This window comes from Streptomyces capparidis (assembly GCF_054782095.1).
The window spans coordinates 16,906-42,050 of record NZ_BAAGTD010000052.1 but is presented as its reverse complement, the minus strand read 5'-3'; the positions used below and the strand labels follow the sequence as shown (position 1 = coordinate 42,050).

At 73.3% G+C, this 25,145-nt stretch carries 20 protein-coding genes; 12 read left to right on the top strand and 8 right to left on the bottom strand.

All coding sequences use genetic code 11. From position 1 onward, the window contains the following. Positions 1 to 36: 36 nt before the first annotated feature. Positions 37 to 1,719: a glycoside hydrolase family 13 protein gene (locus ACYVO2_RS31015; protein WP_461011383.1), complete on the bottom strand. Its 1,683-nt coding sequence runs from the start codon at positions 1,717 to 1,719 to the stop codon at positions 37 to 39. A 563-nt stretch (positions 1,720 to 2,282) separates the two neighbouring features. On the opposite strand from ACYVO2_RS31015, the gene ACYVO2_RS31010 reads away from it, so the two are divergent. The 3 genes from ACYVO2_RS31010 to ACYVO2_RS31000 all read left to right on the top strand — a co-directional run bounded on the left by ACYVO2_RS31010 (position 2,283) and on the right by ACYVO2_RS31000 (position 5,635). Further along, the gene (locus tag ACYVO2_RS31010) at positions 2,283 to 3,149 is read left to right on the top strand and encodes an isocitrate lyase/PEP mutase family protein (RefSeq protein WP_461011382.1); all 867 of its coding nucleotides are present in this window, start codon (positions 2,283 to 2,285) and stop codon (positions 3,147 to 3,149) included. Positions 3,150 to 3,380: 231 nt separating this feature from the next. Further along, entirely contained in the window at positions 3,381 to 3,938 is a 558-nt protein-coding gene (locus tag ACYVO2_RS31005; protein WP_461011381.1) for a methanogen output domain 1-containing protein, read from the top strand. Further along, on the top strand, positions 3,938 to 5,635 hold the full coding sequence (locus ACYVO2_RS31000; RefSeq protein WP_461011380.1) for a PP2C family protein-serine/threonine phosphatase: 1,698 nt from the start codon (positions 3,938 to 3,940) through the stop codon (positions 5,633 to 5,635). Before ACYVO2_RS31005 ends, ACYVO2_RS31000 begins: the two co-directional genes overlap by 1 nt. A gap of 243 nt (positions 5,636 to 5,878) precedes the next feature. Here the strand turns inward: ACYVO2_RS31000 and ACYVO2_RS30995 are convergent, their stop codons facing one another. From ACYVO2_RS30995 to ACYVO2_RS30970, 6 genes are all read right to left on the bottom strand, one after another. Continuing rightward, positions 5,879 to 6,445, bottom strand: coding sequence for an Rv1733c family protein (locus ACYVO2_RS30995; RefSeq protein ID WP_461011379.1), 567 nt, complete (start codon positions 6,443 to 6,445; stop codon positions 5,879 to 5,881). Between the two features lie 161 nt (positions 6,446 to 6,606). Next, a complete protein-coding gene (locus tag ACYVO2_RS30990; RefSeq protein ID WP_461011378.1) occupies positions 6,607 to 7,158 on the bottom strand; it encodes a phosphatase PAP2 family protein in 552 nt (183 codons plus the stop codon). Positions 7,159 to 7,215: 57 nt separating this feature from the next. Beyond that, complete coding sequence (locus tag ACYVO2_RS30985) at positions 7,216 to 8,436, bottom strand: cytochrome P450 (RefSeq protein WP_461011377.1); 1,221 nt, start codon at positions 8,434 to 8,436, stop codon at positions 7,216 to 7,218. 219 nt (positions 8,437 to 8,655) lie between these two features. Next, positions 8,656 to 9,246, bottom strand: a complete 591-nt coding sequence (locus tag ACYVO2_RS30980) for a TetR/AcrR family transcriptional regulator (protein ID WP_461011376.1) — start codon at positions 9,244 to 9,246, stop codon at positions 8,656 to 8,658. 130 nt (positions 9,247 to 9,376) lie between these two features. Then, the gene (locus ACYVO2_RS30975) at positions 9,377 to 10,237 is read right to left on the bottom strand and encodes an NmrA family NAD(P)-binding protein (RefSeq protein WP_461011375.1); all 861 of its coding nucleotides are present in this window, start codon (positions 10,235 to 10,237) and stop codon (positions 9,377 to 9,379) included. Then, positions 10,234 to 10,707: a nuclear transport factor 2 family protein gene (locus tag ACYVO2_RS30970; RefSeq protein ID WP_461011374.1), complete on the bottom strand. Its 474-nt coding sequence runs from the start codon at positions 10,705 to 10,707 to the stop codon at positions 10,234 to 10,236. The genes ACYVO2_RS30975 and ACYVO2_RS30970 overlap by 4 nt, the downstream gene beginning before the upstream one ends. A 320-nt stretch (positions 10,708 to 11,027) precedes the next feature. Between ACYVO2_RS30970 and ACYVO2_RS30965 the strand changes: the two genes are divergently transcribed. The 9 genes from ACYVO2_RS30965 (at position 11,028) to ACYVO2_RS30925 (ending at position 24,110) form a co-directional block, all read left to right on the top strand. Beyond that, positions 11,028 to 11,942, top strand: coding sequence for an alpha/beta fold hydrolase (locus ACYVO2_RS30965; RefSeq protein ID WP_461011373.1), 915 nt, complete (start codon positions 11,028 to 11,030; stop codon positions 11,940 to 11,942). 99 nt (positions 11,943 to 12,041) lie between these two features. Then, on the top strand, positions 12,042 to 12,686 hold the full coding sequence (locus ACYVO2_RS30960; RefSeq protein WP_461011398.1) for a TetR/AcrR family transcriptional regulator: 645 nt from the start codon (positions 12,042 to 12,044) through the stop codon (positions 12,684 to 12,686). Between the two features lie 416 nt (positions 12,687 to 13,102). Further along, entirely contained in the window at positions 13,103 to 14,464 is a 1,362-nt protein-coding gene (locus ACYVO2_RS30955; RefSeq protein WP_461011372.1) for an endo-1,4-beta-xylanase, read from the top strand. Positions 14,465 to 14,619: 155 nt separating this feature from the next. Further along, complete coding sequence (locus tag ACYVO2_RS30950; RefSeq protein WP_461011371.1) at positions 14,620 to 15,432, top strand: alpha/beta fold hydrolase; 813 nt, start codon at positions 14,620 to 14,622, stop codon at positions 15,430 to 15,432. Beyond that, the gene (locus ACYVO2_RS30945) at positions 15,429 to 16,763 is read left to right on the top strand and encodes a PP2C family protein-serine/threonine phosphatase (RefSeq protein WP_461011370.1); all 1,335 of its coding nucleotides are present in this window, start codon (positions 15,429 to 15,431) and stop codon (positions 16,761 to 16,763) included. Before ACYVO2_RS30950 ends, ACYVO2_RS30945 begins: the two co-directional genes overlap by 4 nt. Positions 16,764 to 17,382: 619 nt before the next feature. Continuing rightward, complete coding sequence (locus tag ACYVO2_RS30940) at positions 17,383 to 17,967, top strand: hypothetical protein (protein WP_461011369.1); 585 nt, start codon at positions 17,383 to 17,385, stop codon at positions 17,965 to 17,967. A gap of 180 nt (positions 17,968 to 18,147) precedes the next feature. Then, positions 18,148 to 19,917 carry a phosphorylase family protein gene (locus ACYVO2_RS30935; RefSeq protein WP_461011368.1) on the top strand — a complete coding sequence of 590 codons (1,770 nt, stop codon included), beginning with the start codon at positions 18,148 to 18,150 and terminating at the stop codon, positions 19,915 to 19,917. Positions 19,918 to 19,926: 9 nt separating this feature from the next. Then, a complete protein-coding gene (locus ACYVO2_RS30930) occupies positions 19,927 to 22,890 on the top strand; it encodes a DEAD/DEAH box helicase (protein ID WP_461011367.1) in 2,964 nt (987 codons plus the stop codon). Next, positions 22,887 to 24,110 carry a hypothetical protein gene (locus tag ACYVO2_RS30925; RefSeq protein ID WP_461011366.1) on the top strand — a complete coding sequence of 408 codons (1,224 nt, stop codon included), beginning with the start codon at positions 22,887 to 22,889 and terminating at the stop codon, positions 24,108 to 24,110. The genes ACYVO2_RS30930 and ACYVO2_RS30925 overlap by 4 nt, the downstream gene beginning before the upstream one ends. Positions 24,111 to 24,314: 204 nt before the next feature. Here the strand turns inward: ACYVO2_RS30925 and ACYVO2_RS30920 are convergent, their stop codons facing one another. Next, positions 24,315 to 25,109, bottom strand: a complete 795-nt coding sequence (locus ACYVO2_RS30920) for an ABC transporter ATP-binding protein (protein ID WP_461011397.1) — start codon at positions 25,107 to 25,109, stop codon at positions 24,315 to 24,317. Positions 25,110 to 25,145 lie beyond the last annotated feature (36 nt).

Genomic DNA, 25,145 nt, shown 5'->3' with positions numbered 1-25,145 from the left:
GTCGACCCGTCCGTCCGGGGGCGCCCGCGGGCGCTCTCAGTCCCCGTCCGGCCCGGCCGTCACCTCCAGCCACACCGCGCCGTCCGGCGGGATCGCGCCGTCCTCGGGCTCCTCGCTGGCCAGGATCACCCGGGCGCCGTCCGGCAGGGGCAGCGGGCGCCCGGAGAAGTTGACCCGGCACTCCAGTCCGGAGCCCTTGCGGAACGCCAGCTCGCCCTCGCGCGACGGCAGCCAGGCGAAGCCGGTGTCCCCGGCGTGGGCGCGGCGCACTCGCAGCGCCGTCCGGTACAGCTCCAGGAAGGAGCCGGGGCGGCCCTCCTGCTCCTCCACCGCGTACGCCCCCCAGCCCTCGGGCTGCGGCAGCCAGGTCGCCTCGCCCGGACCGAAGCCGTGGCCGGGGCCCGTACGGGTCCAGGGCAGGGGGACGCGGGAGCCGTCGCGGCCCTTGCGGGCCCGGCCGGTGCGCTCCCACATCGGGTCCCGCAGCGCCTCCCGCGGCAGGTCCGCCACCTCCGGCAGGCCCAGCTCCTCGCCCTGGTACACGTACGCCGCGCCCGGCAGCGCCAGGGTCAGCAGCGCCGCGGCGCGCGCCCTGCGCCGCCCGAGCCCGGTGTCCGGCGCGGGCTCGCGGCCGTCGGAGGCCAGCCAGGCCACCAGGTCGGTGCCCTCGGGCAGCGCGTACCGGCTCGGGTGCCGCACCACGTCGTGGTTGGACAGCACCCACGTCGGCAGCGCACCCACCGAGCGCGCCCCGTCCAGGGAGGTGTCCACGACCCGGCGGAACTCCTGGGGGTCCCACGGGCAGCGCAGATAGAAGAAGTTGAACGCCTGGTGCATCTCGTCCGGACGCGTGTACAGCGGCAGCCGCGCGGCGCTGACGCCCGCCTCGGCGACCAGGATCCGCGGCGGGTCGTAGGCGTCGACCACCTTCCGCCAGGCGCGGTGGACGTCGTGGACCTCGTCGCGGTCCCAGAACGGGTGGTTGTCGCCCTCCGGCGGGGCGTTGAGCGGCGCGGTGTCACCGCCGAGGGTGTCGCGCAGCGGCGGGGTGAGGTCCTTGCACAGGCCGTGCGCGACGTCCACGCGGAAGCCGTCGACGCCGAGGTCGAGCCAGAACCGCAGGGTGCGCTCGAAGTCGGCGGCGACCTCGGGGTTCGCCCAGTTCAGGTCGGGCTGCTCGGCCGCGAAGATGTGCATGTACCACTGCCCGTCCGGCACCCGGGTCCAGGCGGGGCCGCCGAACTTCGACTGCCAGTCCGACGGCGGCTCGCCACCGTCCGGGCCCCGGCCGTCGCGGAAGACGAACCGGTCCCGCGCGGCCGAGCCGGGCGGCGCGGCCAGCGCCTCGCGGAACCACGGGTGCCGGTCGGAGCAGTGGTTCGGCACGATGTCGACGATCACCTTCAGGCCGAGCCCGTGCGCCCCGGCGAGCAGGTCGCGGAAGTCGTCCAGGGTGCCGTGCCGGGGGTCGACGTCCCGGTAGTCGGCGACGTCGTACCCGCCGTCGGCCCACGGCGAGGGGTAGAACGGCGTCAGCCACACCGCGTCCACGCCGAGCCGGGCCAGGTGGCCGAGGCGGCCGGCGATGCCGCGCAGGTCGCCGATCCCGTCGCCGTCCGAGTCGGCGAAACTCGGGACGTAGACCTGGTAGACCACCGACTCACGCCACCATGCGCCGTCCCGCTCCCGCGCGCGGTCGCCAGGGGTGCTGCCTGTCACGTTGTCTCTCCTGTGTGGTGCTGTGGCCCGCCCCGCGCCGCCGGGCGGGGCACGCTCCGCCGGGACCGGGCAGGCGGACGGCGGGGCCGGGGCACGCGTCCCCGGGCCACCGCACGCGGATGGGTGGAGGAGTGCGCCTCGGCCGCGCCGCGCCGGTGCGCGGAGCGCCGCCGTCGGGCCCGGTGCCGCGGCGGGACGTCACGTCCCTTCCGCCGCGGACACGGCCGCCCGCACGGCCATGGCCACCTCCGCCGGGCAGACTACCGTTTCAACCGACCGCGTCCGCGGTCACTTCATCAACTCGTGCCACACGCGGGGACGGACGCGGATCCCCGTTCCCCCGGCCCGGGGCTCCGGGCCGAGGCCCCGACCCGGTGACGCCGCCCGGTGCGCTTGTTGCGGGGCCCGCCCATGACTAATGTCCTGCCGGACAGTAGTCGATCGCGGACGGTGAGTGACGGTCCCGCGGCGGCCGCGGCGCTGACGCCTGCCCCGCGCCGCCCCGCCGGGGCCGCCCGCCCCACCGGGGCCGCGTCCGCCACCGAGAACCGGGAGAGTCGCCGGTGAACCACCCCAGCCGACTGCGGGCCGCCATCGCGCAGGAGGGCACCACGCCGATCATCGGCATCTTCGACATGCTCTCCGCGTCCGTCGCCGCCCGGCACTACGACGGCCTGTTCGTCTCCGGCTTCGGATTCGCCGCGTCCCACTACGGCCTGCCGGACATCGGCTTCATCGCCTGGCCGGACATCGTCGCCTTCGTGCAGCGGCTCAGGCTCGCCCTGCCCCGGCAGCACCTGCTGGTCGACATCGACGACGGCTACGTGGACCCGGAGACCGCCTGCCACGTCGTGCAGCACCTGGAGGCGATCGGCGCGTCCGGCGTGGTCCTGGAGGACCAGAAGCGCCCCCGGCGCTGCGGCCACGTCGGCGGCAAGCAGGTCCTGCCCCTGGACGAGTACCTGGAGAAGCTGGCCATGGTCCTCGACGCGCGGCGCGACCTGGTGGTGGTCGCCCGCACCGACGCCACCGAGGAGGAGGAGATGCTGCGCCGCGCCGCGGCGCTCGCCGCCACCGACGCGGACGTGGTCCTGGTCGACGGCGTGCGCAGCGTCGAGCAGATCCGCGGGGTGCGCGCCGCCGTGCGCGGCAAGCCGCTGCTGTTCAACCAGATCGCGGGCGGCAGGTCGCCGATGCTGTCCCTGCCGGAGCTCACCGAGCTGGGCGTGGACGTCGCCGTGTACAGCACGCCCTGCCTGTTCGCGGCCCACGCCGCCATCGACCGGGCGCTGGGCGAGCTGAAGAGGTCCGGCGGGCGCCTGCCCGCGCCCGGCGAGGACGGCGTGGGCGTGCCCGAGGCGTTCGCCCTGCTGGAGCGGAACATCAGCAGGCACCACGCCAGGCCGGAACCGGAACTCGAGTACGGCTGACGGACGCCGCCGCCCCGGCGGGCCGCTCGCGCCGCAGGTCGGCGCGGTCGCGCGGCGGCCGCCCCGGCCCACGGCCGGGGCCGGGCCGGGGGCGGAGCGAGTCGGCGTGGCCGGGAACGCCATCCGTAACGAGATACGCGTCTCACAACGGCGGGAAAGCGGTTTATGCTGGTCTCGAACCATGTCGGGGCAACCAGTGAGGCGTGCGCGCTGAGGCGAGGGGAGGGCTCCGTGAGCCAAGTGGCGGACGCCGACATCGGACTGGACCGCGACGTATTCCTCCGAACGCTGGTGAGGGAGCTGGCCACCTCGCTGGAAGCGGTGGTCGGCCTGGAGGAGGCCTCCGGCTACATCAGCCTGGTGTCCCAGGGCGTGGGCAACCAGATCAACGACTCCTACACCCGCGCCCTCGCCGTCGACCGGCTCGACCGCGAGCAGGTGGCCGAGGTGCTGGTCGACCTCAAGCAGCGCATCCAGGGCGACTTCTACATCGTCGAGCAGGACGACGAGAGGATCGTGCTGGCCAGCCGGAGCTGCCCCTTCGCCGAGAAGGTCGTCGGCCGCGAGTCGATGTGCATGATGACCTCCAACATGTTCGGCACCATCGCCGCGCGCAACCTCGGCTACGCCAAGGTCGAGCTCCAGGAGACCATCGCCAGGGGCCACGGCAGGTGCCGGGTCGTCGTCCACCTCGTGCCCGACAAGCAGGCCGAGGAGGCCGTCGGCCGCGAGTACTACGACAGTGCCCCCTTCGAGGGCACCGGCCCCGAGCCCACACGGGTGCCTTGATGGACCTCGGCCTTTTCAAGGCCATCGTCAAGGTGCTGCCCAACCCGGTCCTGCTGTGCGCGGCGGACGGGCGGATCCTCGCGGTGAACGCCGTCACCACGCGCCAGGCCCCGGTGCTGAGCGTCGGAGCGAACCTGTTCGACCTGGCGGTCAACGACAGGCACATCCTGCTCAGCCAGATGGAGCACTGGCTGTGCAGCGGCGACCCCCTCCCGGGCGCCCTCACCGTGCCGGGGGCCGACGGGTCGCTGGTGCGGTTCCGCTGCCACGGCGCCCGCGCCACCTGGTACGACGACGGGGAAGCCGCCGTGCAGGTGGTGATGACCCGCCTGGACCGCAGCGACCGCTTCGTCGCCCTGAGCCAGCAGGTGGCCGCCCTCAACCGCGAGGTCGCGTTCCGGCGCGTGGCCGAGGCCGAGCGCGAGCGCCTGCTGGCCGCCGAGCACGCCGGGCGGGTGCGCCTCCAGCACCTGTACCGCCTCACCGCCTCGCTGGGCGCCGCCACGACCCTGGCCGCCGTGGTCACCGCGGTGCACCGGACCGCCCCCCAGACGCTGGGCGCCCGCGGCATCGCCCTGGCGCTGCACTCCCAGCGGCTCCTGCCCTCCCTCGGTCCCGCCGAGGACCTGCGCGCCCTGGTGGGGGACCGCTGGACCGACCTCGACCAGCAGCCGGGCCGGGCCGCCCCGCCCGGCGCGGAGCCCGCGCACCGGCCGGGCACGGAGGGCACCGAGGTCACGGTGGAGCTCGAGGCGGACGGCCTGGTGCTGGGGAACCTGACCGTCACCTACACCCCCGGCGACACCCCGGCCGGGCCCGAGCACACCACCGCGGTCTGCCAGCAGATCGCCCAGGCCCTGCGCCGCGCCGCCCTGTACGAACACGAGCACCGCCTCGCCGAGCGGCTCCAGCGCAGCCTGCTGCCGACCCTCCCGGTCGTCCCCGGCATCGACATAGCGGGCCGCTACGCCCCGGGCACCGACAGCGTGGACGTCGGCGGCGACTGGTACGACGTGCACGTCCTGGACCGGGACCACGTGGGCTTCACCATCGGCGACGTCGCCGGGCACGGACTGGCCGAGGCCACCGCCATGGCGCAGATCAGCACGGCCCTGCGCGGCATCGCCCTGCGCTGCGGCACGGCCCCCGGCGCGGTCCTGACCGAGCTGAACGCCTTCCTGAACGTCTACCACCACGGGCTGATGGCGACCGCCTGCTACCTGGTGTACGACCGCCGCACCCGCGTCCTGCGCTACGCCAGGACCGGGCACCTGCCGCCGCTGCTCATCCGCCCCGACGGCACGAGCCGCTACCTGGACCAGGCGACCGCGCCGCCGCTCGGTCCCGTCACCGGCATCGAGTACAAGGAGGCGGAGATCGCCCTGGAGGGCGGCGAGGTCCTGCTGCTCTACACCGACGGCCTGATCGAGCGGCGCGGCGAGACCCTGGACACGGGCCTGGCCCGGCTGACCGAGCTCGCCCGCCGCACGGCGGGGGCGACCGTGGAGGAGCTGTGCGACCGGTTCCTCGACCACCACCCCGACGCGGAGATGCCCGACGACCGGGCCCTCCTGACCATCCGCTTCCCCCACAGCCCCGCCGCGCCCGTGCCCTGCGAGCCGGTGGCGCCGCACCCGCGGGCCCGGCGGGTGGCGCCGACCCCGGAGGCGGCCGGCGCCGCGGGCGCCGAACGCTGAGGGACAGGGCGGCGACGGCGCCGCGCGGACCGGGGGAGCGAGGCGCTCACGGAGGGTGCGGGCCGCGGGGGCGGGTCTGCGGGCTGCTCGGCCTGCTGATCGGCGACCCCCGTCCGCTGCGGGCCGACGGCATCCCCGGCCACCCCGGCTCCTCGGGCCTCCCGCCGGGGCACTCGCCGACGCGCACCCCGCTCGGGACGGCACCCCGGCCGGGGCACGCCCAAGCCGCCCGGCCCGCGGCCGTCACACCGGTTTCCTGCGCCACTCCGGGCCGCACCGGGCCCACTCCCGCTCCCACTCCTGCTCGCGACGCCGGTCCAGCCACTCCCTGGCGCACCACCAGCCGCCCACCGCGAGCAGGCACACCCCGCCCGCCGCCGCCGCGCCCGTCGCCATGCCCTGCGCCCTGGCCTGCGCGTGCGTCGGCGGGTCGCGCCGCAGCCCGCCGTCGCCGTCGACCCACACCACGGTGCGCGAACCGGCCTTCGCGTGCGGGGCCACCACCGCCACACCGGAGCCGGGGGCGCCGCCCGGCGCCGTCCACCGCACCTCCGCGCGGCCCTTGACGGCCTCCTCCACGCTGTACGCAGCGCCCTTCGCCAGCCGGGCGTCCTCGGTGAGCACGGCGCTCACCCGCCGCAGCCCCGCGAGCTCCTCGCGCACCGCCGCGTCCGCGGACAGCCCCGCCGCCACGCCCGCGGCCGGGGCCCCCACGGCGACCAGCACCGCGGCCGCGAGCGCCACCCACGCCTCCGCGACGTCCGAGCGGCGCCGCAGCGGATTGGCCCGCAGACGCCACAGCCGCGTCATCGCCTGCTCCATCACCCACACCCCCTGGGGTCGTCCCGTGACCCTGACAGGTTCCAGGTACCCGCTCGAACGGCCGAGCGGACCTCCGGACGCGGATCCGCCGGGCGGGTTCCTGCCGGGCCGCCGGCGGGCCGTCGGCGGCAGCCGCGCGGCCCGCCGGATCACGGCCAGTGGCGCAGCAGCAGCCGGGGCGAGCGCCGCACCAGGCACGCCGCGGCCAGTCCGAGGACCGCGCCCGCGGCGACGTCGCTCGGGTAGTGCGCGCAACTGTGCACCCGCTCCACGGCCACCGCGACGGCCGGCGCCGCGCAGGCGGCGCCCACCCACGGCCACGTCGGGGCGACCGCGCAGGTGAACGCGACGGCCGCGGCGGTGTGCCCGGACGGGAACGAGGAGCTGCCCGGCCGGTCATCCGCCTCGCCGTCGGCGGCGCTCCACTCCCGGGGCGGCCTGGACCGTTCGGCGAGCCGCTTGGCCACGGCGTTGCAGACCACCTGCGCCACGGCCATGCCGCCCAGGCCCGCGGCGGCCGCCCGCCTGCCCCGCCACCCCCCGGCCGTCGCCATCAGCACGGCGGCGCCGCACCACAGCTTGGTGTGCCGGCTCGCCTCCTCCACGGCGGGCAGCATCCGCCGCGCCGCCACCGAGTCCCATGCCGCCACCCGGCGGGTCACCCGCACATCAAGCTCACGAAGCGCCGTCACTGCCTTCATGAGCTGCCGTTTTCCCGGCCGGGCCGCGCGCACACCCCGCGGTGCGCGGCGGGCTCGCTACCAGGTGAGCGGCAGGTGCCGCGGACCGCGGTTGACGGTTCCCCGCAGCCACTCGACGCGCGCCGGGGGGACGGCGAGCCGGAAGTCGGGCAGCGCGGCCAGGAGCCTGGTGAGGATGACGGTGGCCTGCACCCGGGTGAGCGCCGATCCCAGGCAGTAGTGGATGCCGTGGCCGAACGCCAGGTGGGGGGCCTCGTCGCGGGTCAGGTCGAGCCGGTCGGGGTCGGTGAACACCTCCGGGTCGCGGTTGGCGGCGAGGTACGAGACGTGGACCGCCTCGCCCGCCGCGACGGGCCGGCCGCCGATGACGAGATCCTCGGTGGCGACGCGGGGCAGGCCCACGCCGTTGCGCTGGGGGATGAACCGCAGCAGCTCCTCGACCGCCCGCGGCATCAGCGCCGGCTCGGCGCGCAGCAGGGCGAGCTGACCGGGGTGGGTGAGCAGGGCGTACACCATGGTGGAGGTCAGGTTGCGCACCTGGTCCAGCGCGTTCAGGACGATCATCACCGACAGCGAGATCAGCTCCGCCTCGTCGAGCGCGCCCTCACGGTGCGCCGCGACCAGGGCGCTGAACAGGTCGTCGCCGGGGTCGGCGGCGCGCAGGGCCGCCAGGTCCCGGAAGTACCGTGCGATCTCCCGCTTGACCGCCTCGCCCTCCCGGAGCGAGTGGTCGCTGGTGAGGATCACACGGCGCCACGCGTGCAGGCGGTCCATGTCGCGGTGCGGGACGCCGAGCAGGGAGCCGATCACCTGCTGCGGCAGGGGCCCGGTGAGGGCCTCGGTGAGGTCGGCCGGCGGGCCCTGCGCGACCATCGCGGCGAGGAGCCGGTCGGCGACGGCCCGCGCCTGGTGGCCGAGCCGCTCCACGTGCCGGGGGCCGAACGTCCTGGCGACGAGCCGGCGCAGCCGCGTGTGGTCGGGAGGGTCGGTCCTGCCGATGCCCCCGGGCGGCGCGATGGTGTGCGGGGTCATGCCGGTGATGGGCCGGTCCACGATCAGCGCGCGGCTGAGCCGTGGATCGCAGACGGCCCGCTGGACGTCGTGGTACCGGGTGACCAGCCAGGCGGAGCCCTCGCCGAAGCGCATGCGCACCCGGGCGACGGGCCGCTCGCGCAGCAGTCGGTGCAGCAGGGGATCGAACTCGAGCCCGTCCAGGTGCGGCACGTCCCAGGGGATCACCGGGGTGGTGGAGGACTCGAGGCAGTGGGATGCGGTCATCGGGCTCCTTGCGGGGTCGGCGTCCCGGACTGCGTGCCGCTCGGGGACGGCGGGCGCGGGTGCGGCGTCGCCTCACCCGTCCCGTCGCCGCCGCGCGACCGGGGAGGCGGACCCCGTCTGGGCAGCACGCTAGGAACGGTCGGCCGGGTGTGCCACCGGGACTGGTCCGTCCGCCCCCGGCGGGCTCGCCCGCGCCGACCCGCGGCTCGGGCCCCGGGGTCAGCCGCCGGGGGAGGGCTCCGGGCCGGGTCGGGGCGCGGTCATGGCGCGCAGGAGCGTGTCGAGGAGGCGGTCGAGGTAGTCCTGGGTGACCGGCAGGCGGCGCACGCTCAGGTGCCAGAACACCGGGGCGGCCAGCAGGTCGAGGATGAGCTCGTGGTCGGTGTCGGCGGGGATCTCGCCCCGGGCGACGGCCCGCTCCAGGACGGCGCGGCCCCGCTCCCGCCGAGGGTCGCCCAGCTCCGCGGTAAGGGCGTCGGCGAGCGCCTGGTTGCGCCTGGCCTCGGCGACCAGGTCCGGCAGGATGCGGCCCACGCGGGGCTCGTCCAGCCAGTCGAGAACGGCCCGCAGCAGGGCGCGCAGGTCCCCGCGCAGCGAGCCGGTGTCCGGGACCTCCGCCATCGGCACGCCCAGGCGGGACATCGCGTCCACCGCCAGGGCCTGCTTGGACGGCCATCTGCGGTAGACGGCGCTCTTGCCGACGCCCGCCCGCTTGGCCACCGCCTCCATGGACATGCGGCCGTAGCCCTTCTCCGCGAACTCCTCCAGGGCCGTGCTGATGATGGCGTCGGTGACTTCCGGTCGGTGCACGGCGGCACCGGACGGCTTTCTCGGTGGTCTCGGCTCCACGGGTGATCACCCTAACAAGATCCGGACGGTACGGTCCCGTCTCGACGGTGGTGGCGGACGCCGGGCCGGGCCCGGCCCCGGCCCGGCGCGGTCAGGCGGGGCGCAGGTGGTCGCGGTGCTCGGCGAGGAAGGCGCGCAGCGACGTCGGCGGGCGCCCGGTGAGCCGCTCGACGGCGTCGCCCACCCGCTCCTGGCCGCCGCCGCGGATGAGCTCGTCCAGCGCGGCGAGGCCGGAGGCGAACGACGCGTCGTACCCGGCGGCGGCCAGCCGGGCCGCCAGCTCGCCGGTGCTCACGTCCACGTGGCGCACCGCCCGGCCGGTCACCTCGGCGACCAGGGCGGCGGCCTCCCCGTGGCTCAGCGCGCGCGGCCCGGTGACCAGGTGCTCGCCGCTCTCCCAGCCCTCGGCGGCCAGCAGCGCCGCGGACACCGCGCCGATGTCCCGCGCGTCCACGAACGGCAGCCTGCCGTCGGCGGTGGCGGTGACGATCTCGCCGGTGGAGCGGATGGAGTGGGCCAGCGGATGGTCCCCGACGAAGTTCTGCATGAACCACGACGGGCGCAGCACCGCCCACTCCGGCACGGCGCGCCGCACCAGGGCGTCCACCCGGCCCAGGCCCGGGTCGCCCGGGGCGACCGCGGAGGAGCTGAGCAGCACCACCCGCCGGACCCCGGCCTCGAGTGCCCGGCGCAGGAACGGTTCGACCAGCGGCGCCGGGTCGGCCACCCCCACCGGCGCCACCAGGTGGACCCCGGTCGCACCGGCCAGCGCGGGGGCGTGCGTCGCCGGGTCGGCCCAGTCGAACCGCACGTGCTCGCCCCCGTGCGGCGGGGCCGTGCCGCGCGACGCGGTGCGCAGCGGCACACCCCGCTCCCGCAGGGCCCGGGCGGTGGCGGAGCCGGTGTTGCCGGTGGCGCCGAGGACGAGGACCTTCCCGGGGGCGCCGGTCACGCGGCGGCCTCCGTCCCGCCGGTGACGGCCTCCACCATGGCGTCCAGGTTGCCCAGGACGTGCCCCGCGGCCAGCGGGTTCCAGTAGTCGCGGTAGCGGGTGACGCCCTCGGCGCCGACGGTGATCACCGCGACGTAGTCGATGAGGTACCGCCTGCCGGTGCCCAGCGCCACGCCGTCCACGCCCCACTCCAGGATCAGCGTGTCCGGGTCTCCGGTCTCGTGGCGCTTCTCGTGCCTGATCGCGCGGATGTCCACGTGGTCGGTGTAGTCCCGCAGGTGGGCGCGCACCTCCTCGCGGCAGCTCGGGGCGGCCCAGCCGGGCGGCGCGAACGGGAACTCCATCACGCCGTCGGGGGCCCACAGGTCGGCGAACCCCGCCATGTCATGGGCCAGCAGCCGCTCTTGCAGGGCATCGACCACCTGGTGGGCGCGCCGCCGCCGGGCGTCGTCGTCGAGCGTCTCCGTCATGGGGGTCCTCTCTCGTCGCGGGGAGCGGGGCTGGAAGGGGGCTGCCGGGGAGCGCGCCCCGTGGGGGTGGCCCGCCGGCCGGCGGGGCTTGGGCGGCCTTGGCGTACGGCGGGGCCGACGGACGTCGGGACGGAACCGTCCCGTCCAACCTGGAGTGGACGGTACCGTCCCGTCCATTCGAGAGTCAATCCACCCCCGGCCGCCACGCCCCGCCCCCGGCGCCCTGGGCCCGGCCACCCGGCCTGGTCGTGGGCAAACAAACCGCACGACCGTTCGTGCTACTCTCCACTCCTCTGAAGCCGACCGAGGAGCCAGCGAGCGTGAACCCCACCGAGGCACTCACCAGCACCGTCCTGAACGCCGCCTCCCTCGTCTCGGGACGGCTCGCGGGCGCGGGCGCGTTCGCCCTGTTCCACATGCCGCTCGCCCGCAGCAGGGTGCGGTCCGCGGAGCGCGAGCAGCTCGTCGGCGCGCACATCGGCCGGGTGGACGTCGGCGGCGTGTCCGCGGTCACCTACCGGTGGGGCGACGGCACGCGCCCCGTGCTGCTGGTGCACGGCTGGCAGTCGCGGGCGTCCCGGCTGTCCGCCTTCGTCCCCGAGCTCCTCGGCCGGGGCCACAGCGTCATCGCCTTCGACGCCCCCGCCCACGGCGATGCCCCCGGCCGGAGCACCACCATTCATGACTACCGGGCGGTGATCGCCGCGCTCCACGACGAGTACGGCACCTTCGACGGCCTGGTGGCGCACTCACTGGGCGCGCTGGGGTCGTTCGACGCGATGCGGCACGGGGTGCAGGCGCGGAAGGTCGTCACCCTCGCCGGGGTCTGCGACTTCGCCCACCTGGTGGACGAGTTCTGCTCCGCCCTGCGGCTGCGCCCCCGGGTCAAGGCCCAGCTCCACCGCCGGATCGAGCGAAAGCTCTTCCCCGACGCGCCCGCCGGCCAGGTGCCCTTCTCCGTGACGCACACGGTGGGGCAGGTGCGCTCGCCGATCCTGGTCGTCCACGACGAGGACGACACCAGGATCGAGCCGGCACAGGGCCGCAGGCTCGCCGCCGCGTTCGGCGACCGGGCGCGGCTGGTCACCACCAGCGGCCTTGGGCACCGGCGGATCCTCGGCGACCCCGAGGTCGTCCGGACCGTGCTGGAATTCCTCGACCACGACGGGGACCGCGCCCGGGAGGCCGCGGCGGACGGGCGCACCGGCGGCACCGGGCGGCCCGCCGCGCACTGACCGCACGACCGTGCGTCCGCTCACTACACTCGGGTACCTCATCGGCGCCCCGGGTCCCGGCCCGGGCGGGCACGGCCAGGAGAGCAGGCGGTAATGGGTGTGGCAGACGCGCGCACGGACGGGCGGATCGCCCGGGGCAACCAGACCCGCCGGCTGGTCCTCGAGCGCGCCGTGCGGATCGCGTCCGTCGAGGGCCTCGAAGGGCTCTCCCTGGGCCGGCTCGCCACCGAGCTGGAGCTGAGCAAGAGCGGCGTGTTCGCGCTGTTCGGCTCGAAGGAGGACCTCCAGCTCGCCACGGTCCGCGCGGCCGTCGAGGTCTATCTGGAGCACGTGGTCCGGCCGGTCCGGGACCTGCCGCCGGGGATCGGCCGCCTGTGGCGGGTGTGCGCCGGCTGGATCGCCTACTCCCGGGAGCGGGTCTTCCCCGGCGGCTGCTTCTTCCACGCGGCGTCGGCCGAGTTCGACGCCCGCGCGGGCAGGGTCCACGACTCCCTCGCCAAGGCCCGGGCCGACTGGATCGCCTACCTGGAGGAGACGGCGCGGGAGGCGCAGCGGGCGGGCGAGATCCAGGACGGCGCCGACGTCCCCCAGCTCGTCTTCGAGCTCGCCGCCCTCCTGGAGATGGCCAACGCCGAGTCCGTCCTGCACAACGAGTTCACCTGCTACGACAAGGCCGCCAAGGGCATCCTCGGCCGTCTGCGCGCCGTGGCCGCCGACCCGTCGCTGCTGCCCGCCACCCCGTAACCCGCCCCGGCCCCCGCCGCGCCGCCGACGTACCATCCCGCCTTTCACGCCCCCTCCGAAACTTTCGCTGAGAATGCAGCAATTTCGATCCTCTCGGGGCGAATCGGGGCGGACGGCGCTCCTCAACACCGCAGCTCCCCCACTCTCCCCACCCACCTCTGACTCCCCGTCATTTCCCCTGTTTAGGCAGCTCACAGAGCTGACCCCAGGTCGCTCCTCCATTTGCGGATTTATTTCGGAAACAATCGTTGACCATAGTTGTAACTCCAGCGCATACTTCCGCTCATCGATCGCAGCGGCCCCCGCCACCGCCAGCCGCCCGCCCGCGCGAGTGGGACAAGGGGCGCCGCCTCAGCAGTCCCGAAACGCCCGGACCCGGGGGCTCCCGCCGTCCGGTCACCGAAGAAGGGGAAGCGATGATCAGCGAATCCTCCGGACGGCGCGAACGCTCACGCGCCCGCAACCTGCTGGCGGCAGGGCTCGCGGGCGCTCTGGCGGCAGTCACCACCGTCGCCCTCGCGGGCACCGCCAACGCCGCGAGCACCCTGGGCTCCGCGGCGGCGGCCAAGGGGCGCTACTTCGGCGCCGCCGTGAGCGCCAACTACCTGGGCGAGGCGCCGTACGTCTCCACGCTCAACAACGAGTTCACCAGCGTCACGCCCGAGAACGAGATGAAGTGGGACGCGGTCGAGAGGAACCGCGGCTCGTTCAACTTCCAGGCCGCCGACCGGATCGTCAACCACGCCCAGTCCCGCGGCATGAGCGTCCGCGGCCACACGCTGGTGTGGCACTCGCAGTTGCCCGGCTGGGTGAGCGGCCTGGGCACCTCCGACCTGCGGTCGGCGATGAACAACCACATCAACCAGGTGATGCAGCACTACAAGGGCAAGATCCACTCCTGGGACGTGGTCAACGAGGCGTTCCAGGACGGCAACAGCGGCGCCCGCCGCAGCTCCCCGTTCCAGGACCGGCTCGGCAACGGCTTCATCGAGGAGGCGTTCCGCGCCGCGCGCGCCGCCGACCCGGCCGCCAAGCTCTGCTACAACGACTACAACACCGACGGTGTCAACGCGAAGAGCAACGCGGTGTACAACATGGTCAAGGACTTCAAGCAGCGCGGCGTCCCCATCGACTGCGTCGGCTTCCAGTCCCACTTCAACGCCCAGTCCCCGGTCCCCGGCGACTACCAGCAGAACCTCCAGCGGTTCGCCGACCTCGGCGTGGACGTCCAGATCACCGAGCTGGACATCGAGGGCTCCGGCACCGCGCAGGCCGACAACTACCGCCGCGTCGTCCAGGCGTGCCTGGCCGTCTCCCGCTGCACCGGCATCACGGTGTGGGGGATCCCCGACAAGTACTCGTGGCGCGCCAGCGGCACCCCGCTGCTGTTCGACAGCAACTACAACAAGAAGCCCGCCTACACCGCGGTGCTCAACGCCCTCGGCGGCACCGGCGACGGCGGAGGCGGCAGCCGGGGCTGCACCGCCACCTACAGCCCGGCCGAGCGCTGGGGCGACCGGTTCAACGGCAGGGTGACCGTCACCGCGGGCTCCGAGCCCATCAGCGACTGGACCGTGACGGTGACCGTCCAGAGCCCGCAGCGGATCTCCGCCACCTGGAACGGCACGCCGAGCTGGGACAGCAGCGGCAACGTGATGACCATGAAGCCCAGCGGCAACGGCGCGGTGAGCGCCGGAGGCAGCACCAGCTTCGGCTTCACCGTGATGGCGAACGGGAACTGGTCCACCCCCGTCGTCGGCTCCTGCACCGCCTCGTGACCCGGGCTGGCGAGCCCGGCCCCACCCCGTGACCACCGCGGAACCCCCCACCGCGCGGCGCGGCGGCCCAGGCCGCCGCGCCGCCCGCGTTCCCGCCCGCGGGCAGCCGTCCGCCCGAACGCGCGTTCCCGCCCCACGATGGGATACTTGCCGATATGGACGTCCTCGGCAGGAACCACGTCACCGTGACCGGGCGGAAGGACGGCCAGGCGATGCTCTTCGCGCATGGGTTCGGGTGCGACCAGAACATGTGGCGCCTGGTCGCCCCCGCCTTCGCCGCCGACCACAGGCTGGTGCTGTTCGACCACGTCGGGGCCGGGCGCTCCGACCTGTCCGCCTGGCGGCCCGAGCGGTACGCCACCCTCGACGGCTACGCCTCCGACGTCCTGGAGATCTGCGCCGAGCTCGACCTGCGCGACGTCGTCTTCGTCGGGCACTCGGTGAGCGCCATGATCGGGGTGCTGGCGGCGCTGCGGGAGCCCGACCGCTTCTCCAGCCTGGTCATGGTGGGCCCCTCGCCCTGCTACATCGACGACGACGGCTACACCGGCGGGTTCACCCGGCCCGACATCACCGAGCTGCTGGAGTTCCTGGACAGCAACTACCTGGGCTGGTCCGCCGCCATGGCCCCGGCGATCATGGGCAACCCCGACCGGCCCGAACTGGGGGAGGAGCTGACCAACAGCTTCTGCCGCACCGACCCGGAGATCGCGCGGCACTTCGCCCGGGTGACGTTCCTGTCCGACAACCGCCGCGACCTGCCCGGCCTCGGCGTTCCCGCCCTGGTGCTCCAGTGCCGGGAGGACGTGATCGCGCCCCGCGAGGTCGGCGAGTACGTGCACCGGCAGTTGCCCGGCAGCGAGCTGGTGGTGCTCGAGGTCACCGGGCACTGCCCGCAGCTCAGCGCCCCCGAGGCGACCGTCGCCGCCATGAAGTCCTTCCTCGCCGCCCGGGGGAGCGCCCGTTGACCACCCCCGCACGGACCGGCGGGACGGCCGACGCCGCCCCCGGCCCCGCGGCGGGCCGGCCCGACAGCGCCTCCGCGCTCGCCCTGGTGCGCGGCGACAGCGCCGAGGACCTGTACGAGTACGCGCCGTGCGGCTACCTCTCCACCACCCCGGACGGCCACATCCTGAAGGTCAACACGACCCTGCTGCGCTGGCTCGGCCGCGAGCGCGCCGAGCTGGTGGGCAGGCGCCGCTTCGCCGACCTGCTCACCCCCGGCGGCAAGCTCTACCACGAGACCCACTACGCGCCGCTGCTGCGCATGCAGGGCGAGGTGCGTGCCATCGCCCTCGACCTGGTCGCCGCCGACGGCGGCCGGCTGCCCGTGCTGGTCACCTCGGCGGTCAAGACCGACGCCGAGGGCGGGCCGCTGCTGATCCGCACGGCCGTCTTCGACGCCCGCGAGCGCCGCTCCTACGAACGCGAGCTGCTGCGCGCCCGGCAGGAGGCGGAGCGGGAGAGACAGCGGCAGGAACGGCTGGCCAGGACGTTGCAGCGCACCCTGCTGCCCCCGTCGCTGCCGGACGTCCCCGGGCTGCGACTGGCCGCCCGCTACCGCACCGCCTCCCGCGACGAGGTCGGCGGCGACTTCTACGACGTGTTCCCGCTGGGCCCGCACCGCTGGGGCTTCTTCCTCGGCGACGTGTGCGGCAAGGGCGCCCAGGCCGCCGCCCTGACCTCGCTCGCCCGCTACACCCTGCGCGCCGCCGCCGTGTACCACCCCGACCCCCAGGCGGTGCTGGCCAACCTCAACACGGTGCTGCACCAGGAGTACCAGGAGCCCGAGCCGCGCTTCTGCACCGTGGTCTTCGGCCTGCTCGAACCGGACGCGGACGGCTGCGCCGTCACCGTGGCCGGCGGCGGCCACCCCCCGGCCCTGGTCCTGCGCGCCGACGGGACGGTGGAGCCGCTGCACACCCCCGGCGGCCAGCTCGTCGGCGTGCTCCCCGACGCGCGCTTCACCCGGGCCGCCACCCGCCTCGCCCCCGGCGACGGCCTGCTGCTGTACTCCGACGGCCTGACCGAGGCCCGCGACCCCACCGGCGCCATGCTCGGCGAGGACCGCGTCGCCGCCCTGCTCGCCCCCCTCGCCGCCACCGACGCCGAGACCATCGCCGCCTCCCTCGACGACACCCTCTCCGCCCTCGGCGAGGGCCTCACCGACGACGCCGCCATCCTGACCATGACCGTCCCACCCGGCGCCCCGGGTGTGGCCGCGCATGAGGTCGAGGCCGGAGCCGCGGCAGAGACCGCGGACGACGACGGCGCGCCCCAGCGGGGGCGGACCGGCTGAAGGGACGGGGGCGGCCGTGGCCGATTCCCCGCACCACGCTCGCCGGCCCCGCCGCGTCAGGCGCGCCACCGCCCGGTGCAGGGTGGACCGGCTTCCCGGATCGCAGTCACTACGTTCGGCGACGACGCGGCCGGCGGCGCGGCCGCCCGTGCCTCCTCGGCCGGGCAGCGCAGCTCGTTGTCGACGTTTGGGCGATTTCCGCTGCCCGTACCGGTGGGGACGCCGGCGCTCGCAGGTACGACGAGTTCCTCCACATCCGCTGGAGCGGGCTCTCACCGCCGATCCCGGTTCGCCGGCCTCAGGCCCTGCCGGCGCGGTGAGCCATCCGCCCGTGGCGAAGGCGACGTCCCGCTGACAGCCGGTGCGTGCTTCCCCACCGTCCGTGCCACCCGCGCCGCGCTCACCGGCCCTCTCCGGTGTGTGTTCGCCCGCCGACCGCCAGCGGGTTGCGGAAGGCCTTCCGGAACCGGCTGGCAGAGATGTCCACGACGTAGGTGGTCTTGCGGCTGTACGGGCTGATGTGTCCAGAATTCTCGATGGGCCCTTGATGGGCGGCGGCTGCCGGACGCCGCCGCGCCATCCGCGCCGATGGGAGCCTCGGCATCCGTGAGGGGGAGCTGTGTCGACGGGCGACGACATCACAGTCAGTGGGCTGCTCGTGGCGGAGTACGAGCGGGTCAAGCAGGAACAGCAGGCCAGGATCGGTTTCCGTGACAACCTTCTCTACGCCACACTCGCCTCCATGGCAGCGGTCGTCGCCGCTGTCCTCCAGCGAGACGGACAGGCCGAGCTGCTGCTGTTGTTCCCCCCGGTGTCCTTGCTGCTGGGATGGACCTACCTGGTCAACGACGAGAAGATCTCGGCCATAGGCCGCTATGTGCGGGAGGAGCTCGCTCCCCAGCTCGTGGCGCTGACCACTGGCCAGAGACAGGGCATCAGTGGGCAGGTGCAGGTCTTCGGCTGGGAGACGGCCCACCGCAGTGACGACCGGCGCGTCTCCCGCAAGCGCCTCCAGCTCGCGGTCGACCTGATCACCTTCTGTGTCGCGCCGCTCGCCGCTCTGCTCGTCTTCTGGACAACCGGACCGATGACCATTGCGCTCGTCACCGTATCCGCCGTCGAGCTGGCGGCAATTGCCGTGCTGGCCGTGCAGATCGCGGTCTACGCCGACCTGCAAGGGACGTCGACCGGCCTACGGGCGTAGCGCAGTTCCCCCGGTGGTCGCGAGGACATCTGATCGAGATTGTTCGAGTGGGTGACGAGCCGCGGGAGCGGTAGGGTGCCGAGCCCTCGGTCGCGCTGACAGGGGAATGCCGCGACAGGTCATTCGCGCCTGTCCGTGTGCACTCCCGCGGTGCGCGCCGATGATCAGCGAATCCAGTGAATGACGCGATGGGGACGGGGACGTTCGTTGGGGGACGGACAAGACGGCACGGTCGTTGTACTGACCGCGCTGGAAGTGGAATACCGAGCCGTCAGGGCACATGTGACGGCCTGCGTGGACAAGCGCCATGACAGCGGCACGCTGTTCGAGGTCGGGTGGCTCAACGGGACTCCCTGGCGAATCGCGCTGGCCGAGATCGGAGACGGCAACCAGGGTGCGGCCGTGCTCACTGAGCGGGCGATAGCGATGTTCCGCCCGCAAGCCGTGTTCTTCGTCGGGGTGGCCGGAGCTCTCAAGTCCGACGACATACGGCTCGGTGACGTCGTCGTCGCGACCCACGTCCACCACTACCACGGTGGGAAGGAGGACAACGGGGAGTTCCTGGCACGGCCGAGAGGTTGGCCCGCGCCGTATGAGTTGACGGAGATCGCCAAGCACGTACGCAGGACCGATTCGTGGGCCGAGCCGCTGTTGGACACCCCGGGCGCGCTGCTGCCGAAGGTGCACCTCAAGCCCATAGCGGCAGGCGAAGTGGTGCTCAACTCGATGGATTCGCCACTGCGGCGGCAGTTGCGATGGCACTACGAGAACGCCGTCGCGATCGAGATGGAGAGCGCCGGGATGGCGCATGCCGCACATCTCAACAAGTCGTTACCCGCCCTGACGGTCCGCGGCATCAGCGACAGGGCGGACGGCGGGAAGTACTCCGCCGACGCCGGGGGATGGCAGACGATCGCCTCCCGCAACGCGGCCGCATTCGCATTCTCGATCATTCGGAGAATGCCGTACGAGCAGGCGGAGCCTGGAGGTGGGGCGGTCGCCGCCGCCCCGACGCCGCTGGCCGTGCGCTCCGCTCCAGGGCCGTCGCCGCGCAGCATCGCAGCGGGGCACCCCCGGCAGGAGTGGCGCGGCGGTGGGGAGATCGCTGTTGGAGAGCGGCGGTATCTGCTCTGCGACGACTTCTTGGACGAACGCTCCGCCGGTGATCACAGCCTGATGGAACGGCAGGCGCTGGCCATGCGACTCGCCTTGTCCGCCGATGCGGCATCCGGGTACACATGGCTCCGCCAGGTCGAGGCACGCCGCCCCACCGCCTCCGCTCGGAGTGCGTTGAAGGCGTTGGAGAGGGAACGGGACCTGCTCACCGGGCTGCGACGGGTGGGTGGCCTGCCGAGGCTGGAGCTGTACGCACCGGGTGGCCGGACATCGACTCTCGCGCTCACCTGGCCGGTCTCCCCCGTCACCGGGGCGCCGTGTGAAACTCTCGCCGCCGTTTACGGCCTGGGCGAGGAATCGCTCCTCGACTCCTGGCGTCTGCACCGCCTCCTCACCGGCCTCAGTGGCCTGTGCAACAGCCTGGAAGCCCTGCACAACCGCGGTTTCTCCCACCGCGGCCTCACCCCTGTGGGAATCGTCGCGCTCGACGACGGCCGCTTGGTGCTGCGTGATCTCGGCCTGGCCTCCCGGGAGCCGGAGCCCGGCGAAGGGCCCGAGGTGTACCGAGCCCCCGAGCAGCAGCGACGCGGCAGTTGGCGGCCGGGCCCCGGCGCCCTGACCGACGTCTATCAGCTAGGCGCCGTTGCCTACCACCTCGTCACCGGCCATCCGCCTCTGCGTGGAGCCCCGCTGCCCGTGCGAGTCCACGTGCCGGGAGTACCGGCGAGCCTCGACCGCGCGGTGCAGACAGCCCTGTCCGCGGATCCTGCGGAGCGTCCTGACGCCCGCGCGCTCGCGGCCGCTCTGCGCAGTGCACGCGACGACCTCTCCTGAGGAGCACCGATGCCGTTCCACACCGTCCGCCTGCCCGGGCCTGTCGTCCTGGTGCCCGGCAAGTCCCTCGAGGGCCAAGTGCGCCGTCAGGCCCGCGATCATCCCAGGCTGCCGCCGGGGCTTCCCCAGTTGGCATTCGACCTGAACAACCGCAGCGAGGGAGTGCCGACCACGTTCGACGAGCCTCGCAACGGAGGCGACCCGAGTCTTCTGCTGCACGGAGAATCCTATGTTGCGCGCCTGTTCCTCACCAGGCAAAGGGACGCGTACACGATCGGCGCGATCAACCCGCTGAGAATCCGCGACCATCACCGAGTCGCCCACGGCTGCCTGCTGGTACGGCCCACTTCCTGGCAGCCTGTGTACGAATACCGGGAGATACCGCAGGGCTCCGACGCCTACTGGTCCAAGCTTACGAAGGAGTGGGAACGACTCGGCGCCAGGTCGGCCGAGGAGACCGGGGCACCCCCGCTGACCGGTCCCCAGTCCGCCTTCCTGGACACGGTGGAGAAACTGATAGATGCCACCGAGGAGATCACGACGAACGGAGCCCGCTCGACCCGTCCCTTCCCCTACGGTGCCGTCACCGCGACCGGCGGGGAGCGGTACGGCACACGGGCGGTCTACGAATTCCTGCTCGTCACAGGACGCAGGCCCGAGGAGCGCGCGTTCGTCCAAGTGCGCGGAGAGCCCGAGCAGAGGGGGCAGGTGACCAGGGTCGCGAACTCTTCGGTCACCGTCCGTTTCGACCAGCCGGTCGACTGGGCGCGCATCCCACAGCAGGGGGAATTGGAGATCACCCTCAGCAGTGTTGTTTATGCCAAGCAGCGTGAAGCCGTGGCGTTGTTGCGAGCAAGGCAGTCCCGCAGTCCCGGTCTGATGCCGGCGCTGGTCGAGCACCAGGTCCGCGCGATCCGGCCGGCGCCCGAGTCCCCCACCGAGCAGCTCGACGACGACCAACTGGACGCCTTCCGCAAGGCCCTGACCGTGAATGACATGTTGCTCGTACTCGGCCCACCCGGCACCGGCAAGACCCGCACGATCAGCCAGATAGCGGGTGGCGTCGCTGCTGGCGGCCACAACGGCCCGGTACTGATCACCTCACACACCAATCGTGCCGTTGACAACGTCCTGCCTCGACTGCCGCGTGGGCTGTGCGTGGTGAGAGTGGGCAATGACGGCAGGGTTACCGAAGAAGGCCGCCCGTTCCTCCTGGAACGCCAGGCCACTGACATGAGGGAGGAGATCCTCGGCAGTACGGGTCCCAGGAAGGACACTTACGCGGGCGTCGATGTCGCCCTGCGGTGGGCACAGGAGCTGGACAACCGACTGGACAAGTTACAGGCTCTTGTGCACAGCGAATCGCAACTGCGTGACGAGTGGGCCGCAGTCCGCCGGTCTGCCGGCGGTGAGGCACAGACTCGTGTGGACGAACTCGAGTCCGCCCATCAGCGCCTCGCACGGTCCTTGGCCCGCAACGGGCGGAGGATCACCCGCCTGAACGGCACGCGCGAGTCGATCCGACGGGGCGCCCACTGGTGGGTGATCGGCGCGCTCCTCGGACTCCTCGTGCAGCTCTGCGACCGACGCCTGACGAAGGCATGGGAAGGCGCTCAGCAACTGCTCGCGCAGAAGGCGCATGTCCAGGCGGAGATGGACAGGGCGGAGCAGGAACTGGAAGCCCGCACCCGGGACGTCCCGGAGGTACTGGCGGCCCGCTTGGCCTTGGACCGAGCGGAACGGCTCAGCGGTGAGTGCCGGGCCGAGGCGTGCACAGCGGCTCACGCCTGCCGTGCAGCGCTTCCTCCGAGCGAGCACCCGCCGGCCTTGCGCGACACCACCGATCCGGTGGCAGCGGACCAGGACCTCACCGCTCTGCGCATCTGGCTGGCGGAACACCTGCCGCTGATCGCCGCCCGGGCCAACCTGCTCGCCGAGTGGCACGGCGAGGTCTCGGGGGAGTCCGAGCAGCTCTACCCCGAACTGATCCGATACGCCCATGTGATCGCCGCGACCTCCATCGGTGTGGCGTCACGGCCCGAGTTGTCCAGCGTCGAATTCGAGCTGGCGATCGTGGACGAGGCCGGGCAGATCGGCATGGCCGATGTCCTCGTACCCCTGGTGCGAGCCCGCCGCGCCGTGCTGGTGGGGGACCATCAGCAACTCCCCCCCTTCCTGGACTCCGAGGTGGAGGCATGGGGCAGGCGTGACACGGACCGTACCGTCCTGGACCTGCTGACCAAGAGCGCGCTGGAGACGCTCGTGCATGCGCTGCCCGGGACCCACGTCGTGCCCCTGACCGTCCAGCGCCGCATGCCGTCGGCGATCGCCGACTTCGCCTCGGCCATGTTCTACGAAGGACGACTGCGCACAGGGGTGGTCCGCGAGCATCGGGACCCGCTGTTCCGCAGCCCGCTGGCGTTCGTCGACACGGCGCGCCTCCCGGAGAGGGAGAGGCAGGAGAAGGCCGGCGGCAGCGATGAGAGGTGGGGGCAGCGCGGATACACCAACCCTGCGGAGGCCAGGCTGCTCATCCGGCTCGCCTTGCTGTACCACCGACGCGGTGGCGAGTGGGCTGTCATCGTCCCCTACCGGGCGCAGGCGGGAGCGATCAGCGACGAACTCATCCGGCTGACAGGGGAACCGGAGACCATCGGGCTCAACGTCGGCACCGTCGACTCGTTCCAGGGCGGTGAGCGTGACGTCATCCTCTACGGCTTCACCCGGAGCAACGCCAACGGCAGCGTCGGCTTCCTCAAGGAACTGCGCCGCGTGAACGTCGCACTCACGCGGGCCAAGAACCAACTCGTCCTGGTGGGCGACATGAACACCCTGACCTCGGCGCGGGACCGGAGGTTCCGCGACCTGGCGGTCGCCTTGCGTGCGCACCTCGCCGTGCACGGCGACATTCGCCAGTACCGGGAGATCCACCAGCGCCTTGCCGACCTCGACAACGAAGGCACCGACGCATGAGCACCACGACTCGGCTGATGCCCTATCCGGAGGACCGTGCCCTGGAGCACACCATGTTCGCCGTCGACGCGGTGCCCACGCGGATACACAGGGTCCTGCTGCCCGTGTGGTGCGTCGAGGTGGAGGCGGACGTGACCGAGGGAAAGCCCTACGAGCTGATCGACCGCTATCTGGAGCGTGGCATCGCCGAGGCCGGACTGGGCACTGCGGAAGAGCTCGCCTCCTTCTTCGCCCTGGAGCCGCCGGTCGTCGGCCAAGCGCTGCGGTTCCTGGCCGGCATTGGTCACCTCGTCGAACACGATGGCCGACTGGTCCTCACCGAGCTCGGCTACCGCTCCGTCCGAGACAAGGTGCGTTACGTCCACACCCGCAGGGATCGCCGGAAACTGTACTTCGACGCCTTCACCTGCCGCCCCCTGACCCGTGGCTACTACGACGTTCGCAAGGTCGCCTTCCTCACCGGCGGGCCGGAGGGGATGCCGGACCGAAGAGAGGGGCCTTCGTTCCACGCACTCAGCTCCATGCGCGGGTTCCGGCGGGAGGCGCTCGCCGAACTCGCCGGCCACCCGGACCGGGATCGCTACAACCTGCCGGAACGGATCGACAACCCGCGGAGTTTGGACGAGGAGTGCCAGGTCTTCCTGCCCGCGTACCTCGTACGCGCAGTCGAGCGCGGCGGCCGGGTCAGGTATCTCGCCTACACACCGGCCGGCGACACGGCGGACGAGGATCTCAGCGCGGCATGCGAGGAGACGCCCTGGGTCATGAACGCCCTGGAGGCCGAGGACGCGGTGGCCAGGCGCGAGGACTTCGAGGTCCAAGCCGGGCGCTGGCTCAGCGCCAAAGGGCTGGCCCGCCACCGACCGGTCAGAGCGGGCAATGGCGCGTGGCGGGTCACGCTCCCCGGCGACTGCTTCGGCGCGGACGCCGCGCTGCGCTTCACCAAGCTCGGTTCCTTCGTGGTGCTGCGCACCGGATTCTTCCAGGTCTGGTGCAAGGACACACGTGTGCGCAAACACGCTCTCGTCATGCGTCTCGACTCCTACCTCGGCTCCCGGGTCCGCGCCGACCGGGACGACGTCCGTGAGCGCATCGATCAGTTCGCGCGCCAGCTCGACCTGGGCGCGGTGGGCATCGCCGAGCTGCGTCGGGCAGCCGTGCAGGCGGGCCGCCGGAGTCTCGCCGATCAACTGGCCCGTCTCGCCGCGGACGGCGACTGATGAGCATCACCCACGGCGCGGTGAACCGGCTCCTGCGCGCCGGTGTCAACATGCTCAACGTACTCCATGCCGCGACCCGCAACAGAGGGATGGAGCCCGCGGCCGGTGCGTCGCCCGCTCCCGTGGGTTCGGGCTGGCCACCCTCCGGCTTTCAGGCCCCCCGGTACCACTCGTATGCGCTCCGGACGCAGACCGAACGATCTCTCATGCTTCGCCCGCCCCCGCCCCCCACGGTGCCGCCGGGACCACCAGTGGGTCGCCCGTGACCGGGTCGGGGACGACCACGGAGCGGAGGCCGAAGACCTCGTGGACCAGGTCGGCGGTGACCACGTCGCGGGGGGCGCCCTGGGCGACGATGCGGCCCGACTTCATCGCCACCAGGTGGTCGGCGTAGCGGGCCGCCTGGTTGAGGTCGTGCAGGACGGCGACGACGGTGCGGCCGCGTTCCCGGTTCAGCCGGCGCATCAGGTCGAGCACCTCCACCTGGTGGGCGATGTCCAGGTAGGTCGTCGGCTCGTCGAGCAGCAGGATGCCGGTGTCCTGGGCGAGCGCCATGGCGATCCACACCCGCTGCCGCTGGCCGCCCGAGAGCTCCTCCACTTGGCGGTCGGCCAGGTCCGCGGTGCCGGTGCGCTCCAGCGCCTCGGCCACGGCCCGCTCGTCGGCCTGCGACCACTGCCGCCACCAGCTCTGGTGCGGCTGACGGCCGCGGGAGACCAGGTCGGCCACGGTGATGCCCTCCGGCGGCACCGGAGTCTGCGGCAGCACCCCGACCGCCCGGGCGATCGCCCGGGACGGCATCCTGGCCAGCTCGGTGCCGTCCAGCAGCACCGCGCCGCGCCGCGGCTTCAGCAGCCGGCCCAGCGCCCGCAGCAGCGTCGACTTGCCGCACGCGTTGGGGCCCACGATGACCGTCACCCGGCCGTGCGGCACCGCCAGGTCCAGGCCCTCCACCACGAGGCGGTCCTCGTAGGCGAGGGTGAGCCCGCGGGCGGTCAGGCGCCCGGCGGGAGCGCCCTCGCCGCTGCTGTCCTT

What these genes read in the sequence shown, in the direction of transcription:
- ACYVO2_RS31000 (WP_461011380.1), top strand. Translation starts at nt 3,938, where the DNA reads ATGGACCTCGGCCTTTTCAAGGCCATCGTCAAGGTGCTGCCCAACCCG.
- ACYVO2_RS30995 (WP_461011379.1), bottom strand. Translation starts at nt 6,445, where the DNA reads ATGACGCGGCTGTGGCGTCTGCGGGCCAATCCGCTGCGGCGCCGCTCG.
- ACYVO2_RS30990 (WP_461011378.1), bottom strand. Translation starts at nt 7,158, where the DNA reads ATGAAGGCAGTGACGGCGCTTCGTGAGCTTGATGTGCGGGTGACCCGC.
- ACYVO2_RS30985 (WP_461011377.1), bottom strand. Translation starts at nt 8,436, where the DNA reads ATGACCGCATCCCACTGCCTCGAGTCCTCCACCACCCCGGTGATCCCC.
- ACYVO2_RS30970 (WP_461011374.1), bottom strand. Translation starts at nt 10,707, where the DNA reads ATGACGGAGACGCTCGACGACGACGCCCGGCGGCGGCGCGCCCACCAG.
- ACYVO2_RS30955 (WP_461011372.1), top strand. Translation starts at nt 13,103, where the DNA reads ATGATCAGCGAATCCTCCGGACGGCGCGAACGCTCACGCGCCCGCAAC.
- ACYVO2_RS30950 (WP_461011371.1), top strand. Translation starts at nt 14,620, where the DNA reads ATGGACGTCCTCGGCAGGAACCACGTCACCGTGACCGGGCGGAAGGAC.
- ACYVO2_RS30935 (WP_461011368.1), top strand. Translation starts at nt 18,148, where the DNA reads ATGACGCGATGGGGACGGGGACGTTCGTTGGGGGACGGACAAGACGGC.
- ACYVO2_RS30930 (WP_461011367.1), top strand. Translation starts at nt 19,927, where the DNA reads ATGCCGTTCCACACCGTCCGCCTGCCCGGGCCTGTCGTCCTGGTGCCC.
- ACYVO2_RS30925 (WP_461011366.1), top strand. Translation starts at nt 22,887, where the DNA reads ATGAGCACCACGACTCGGCTGATGCCCTATCCGGAGGACCGTGCCCTG.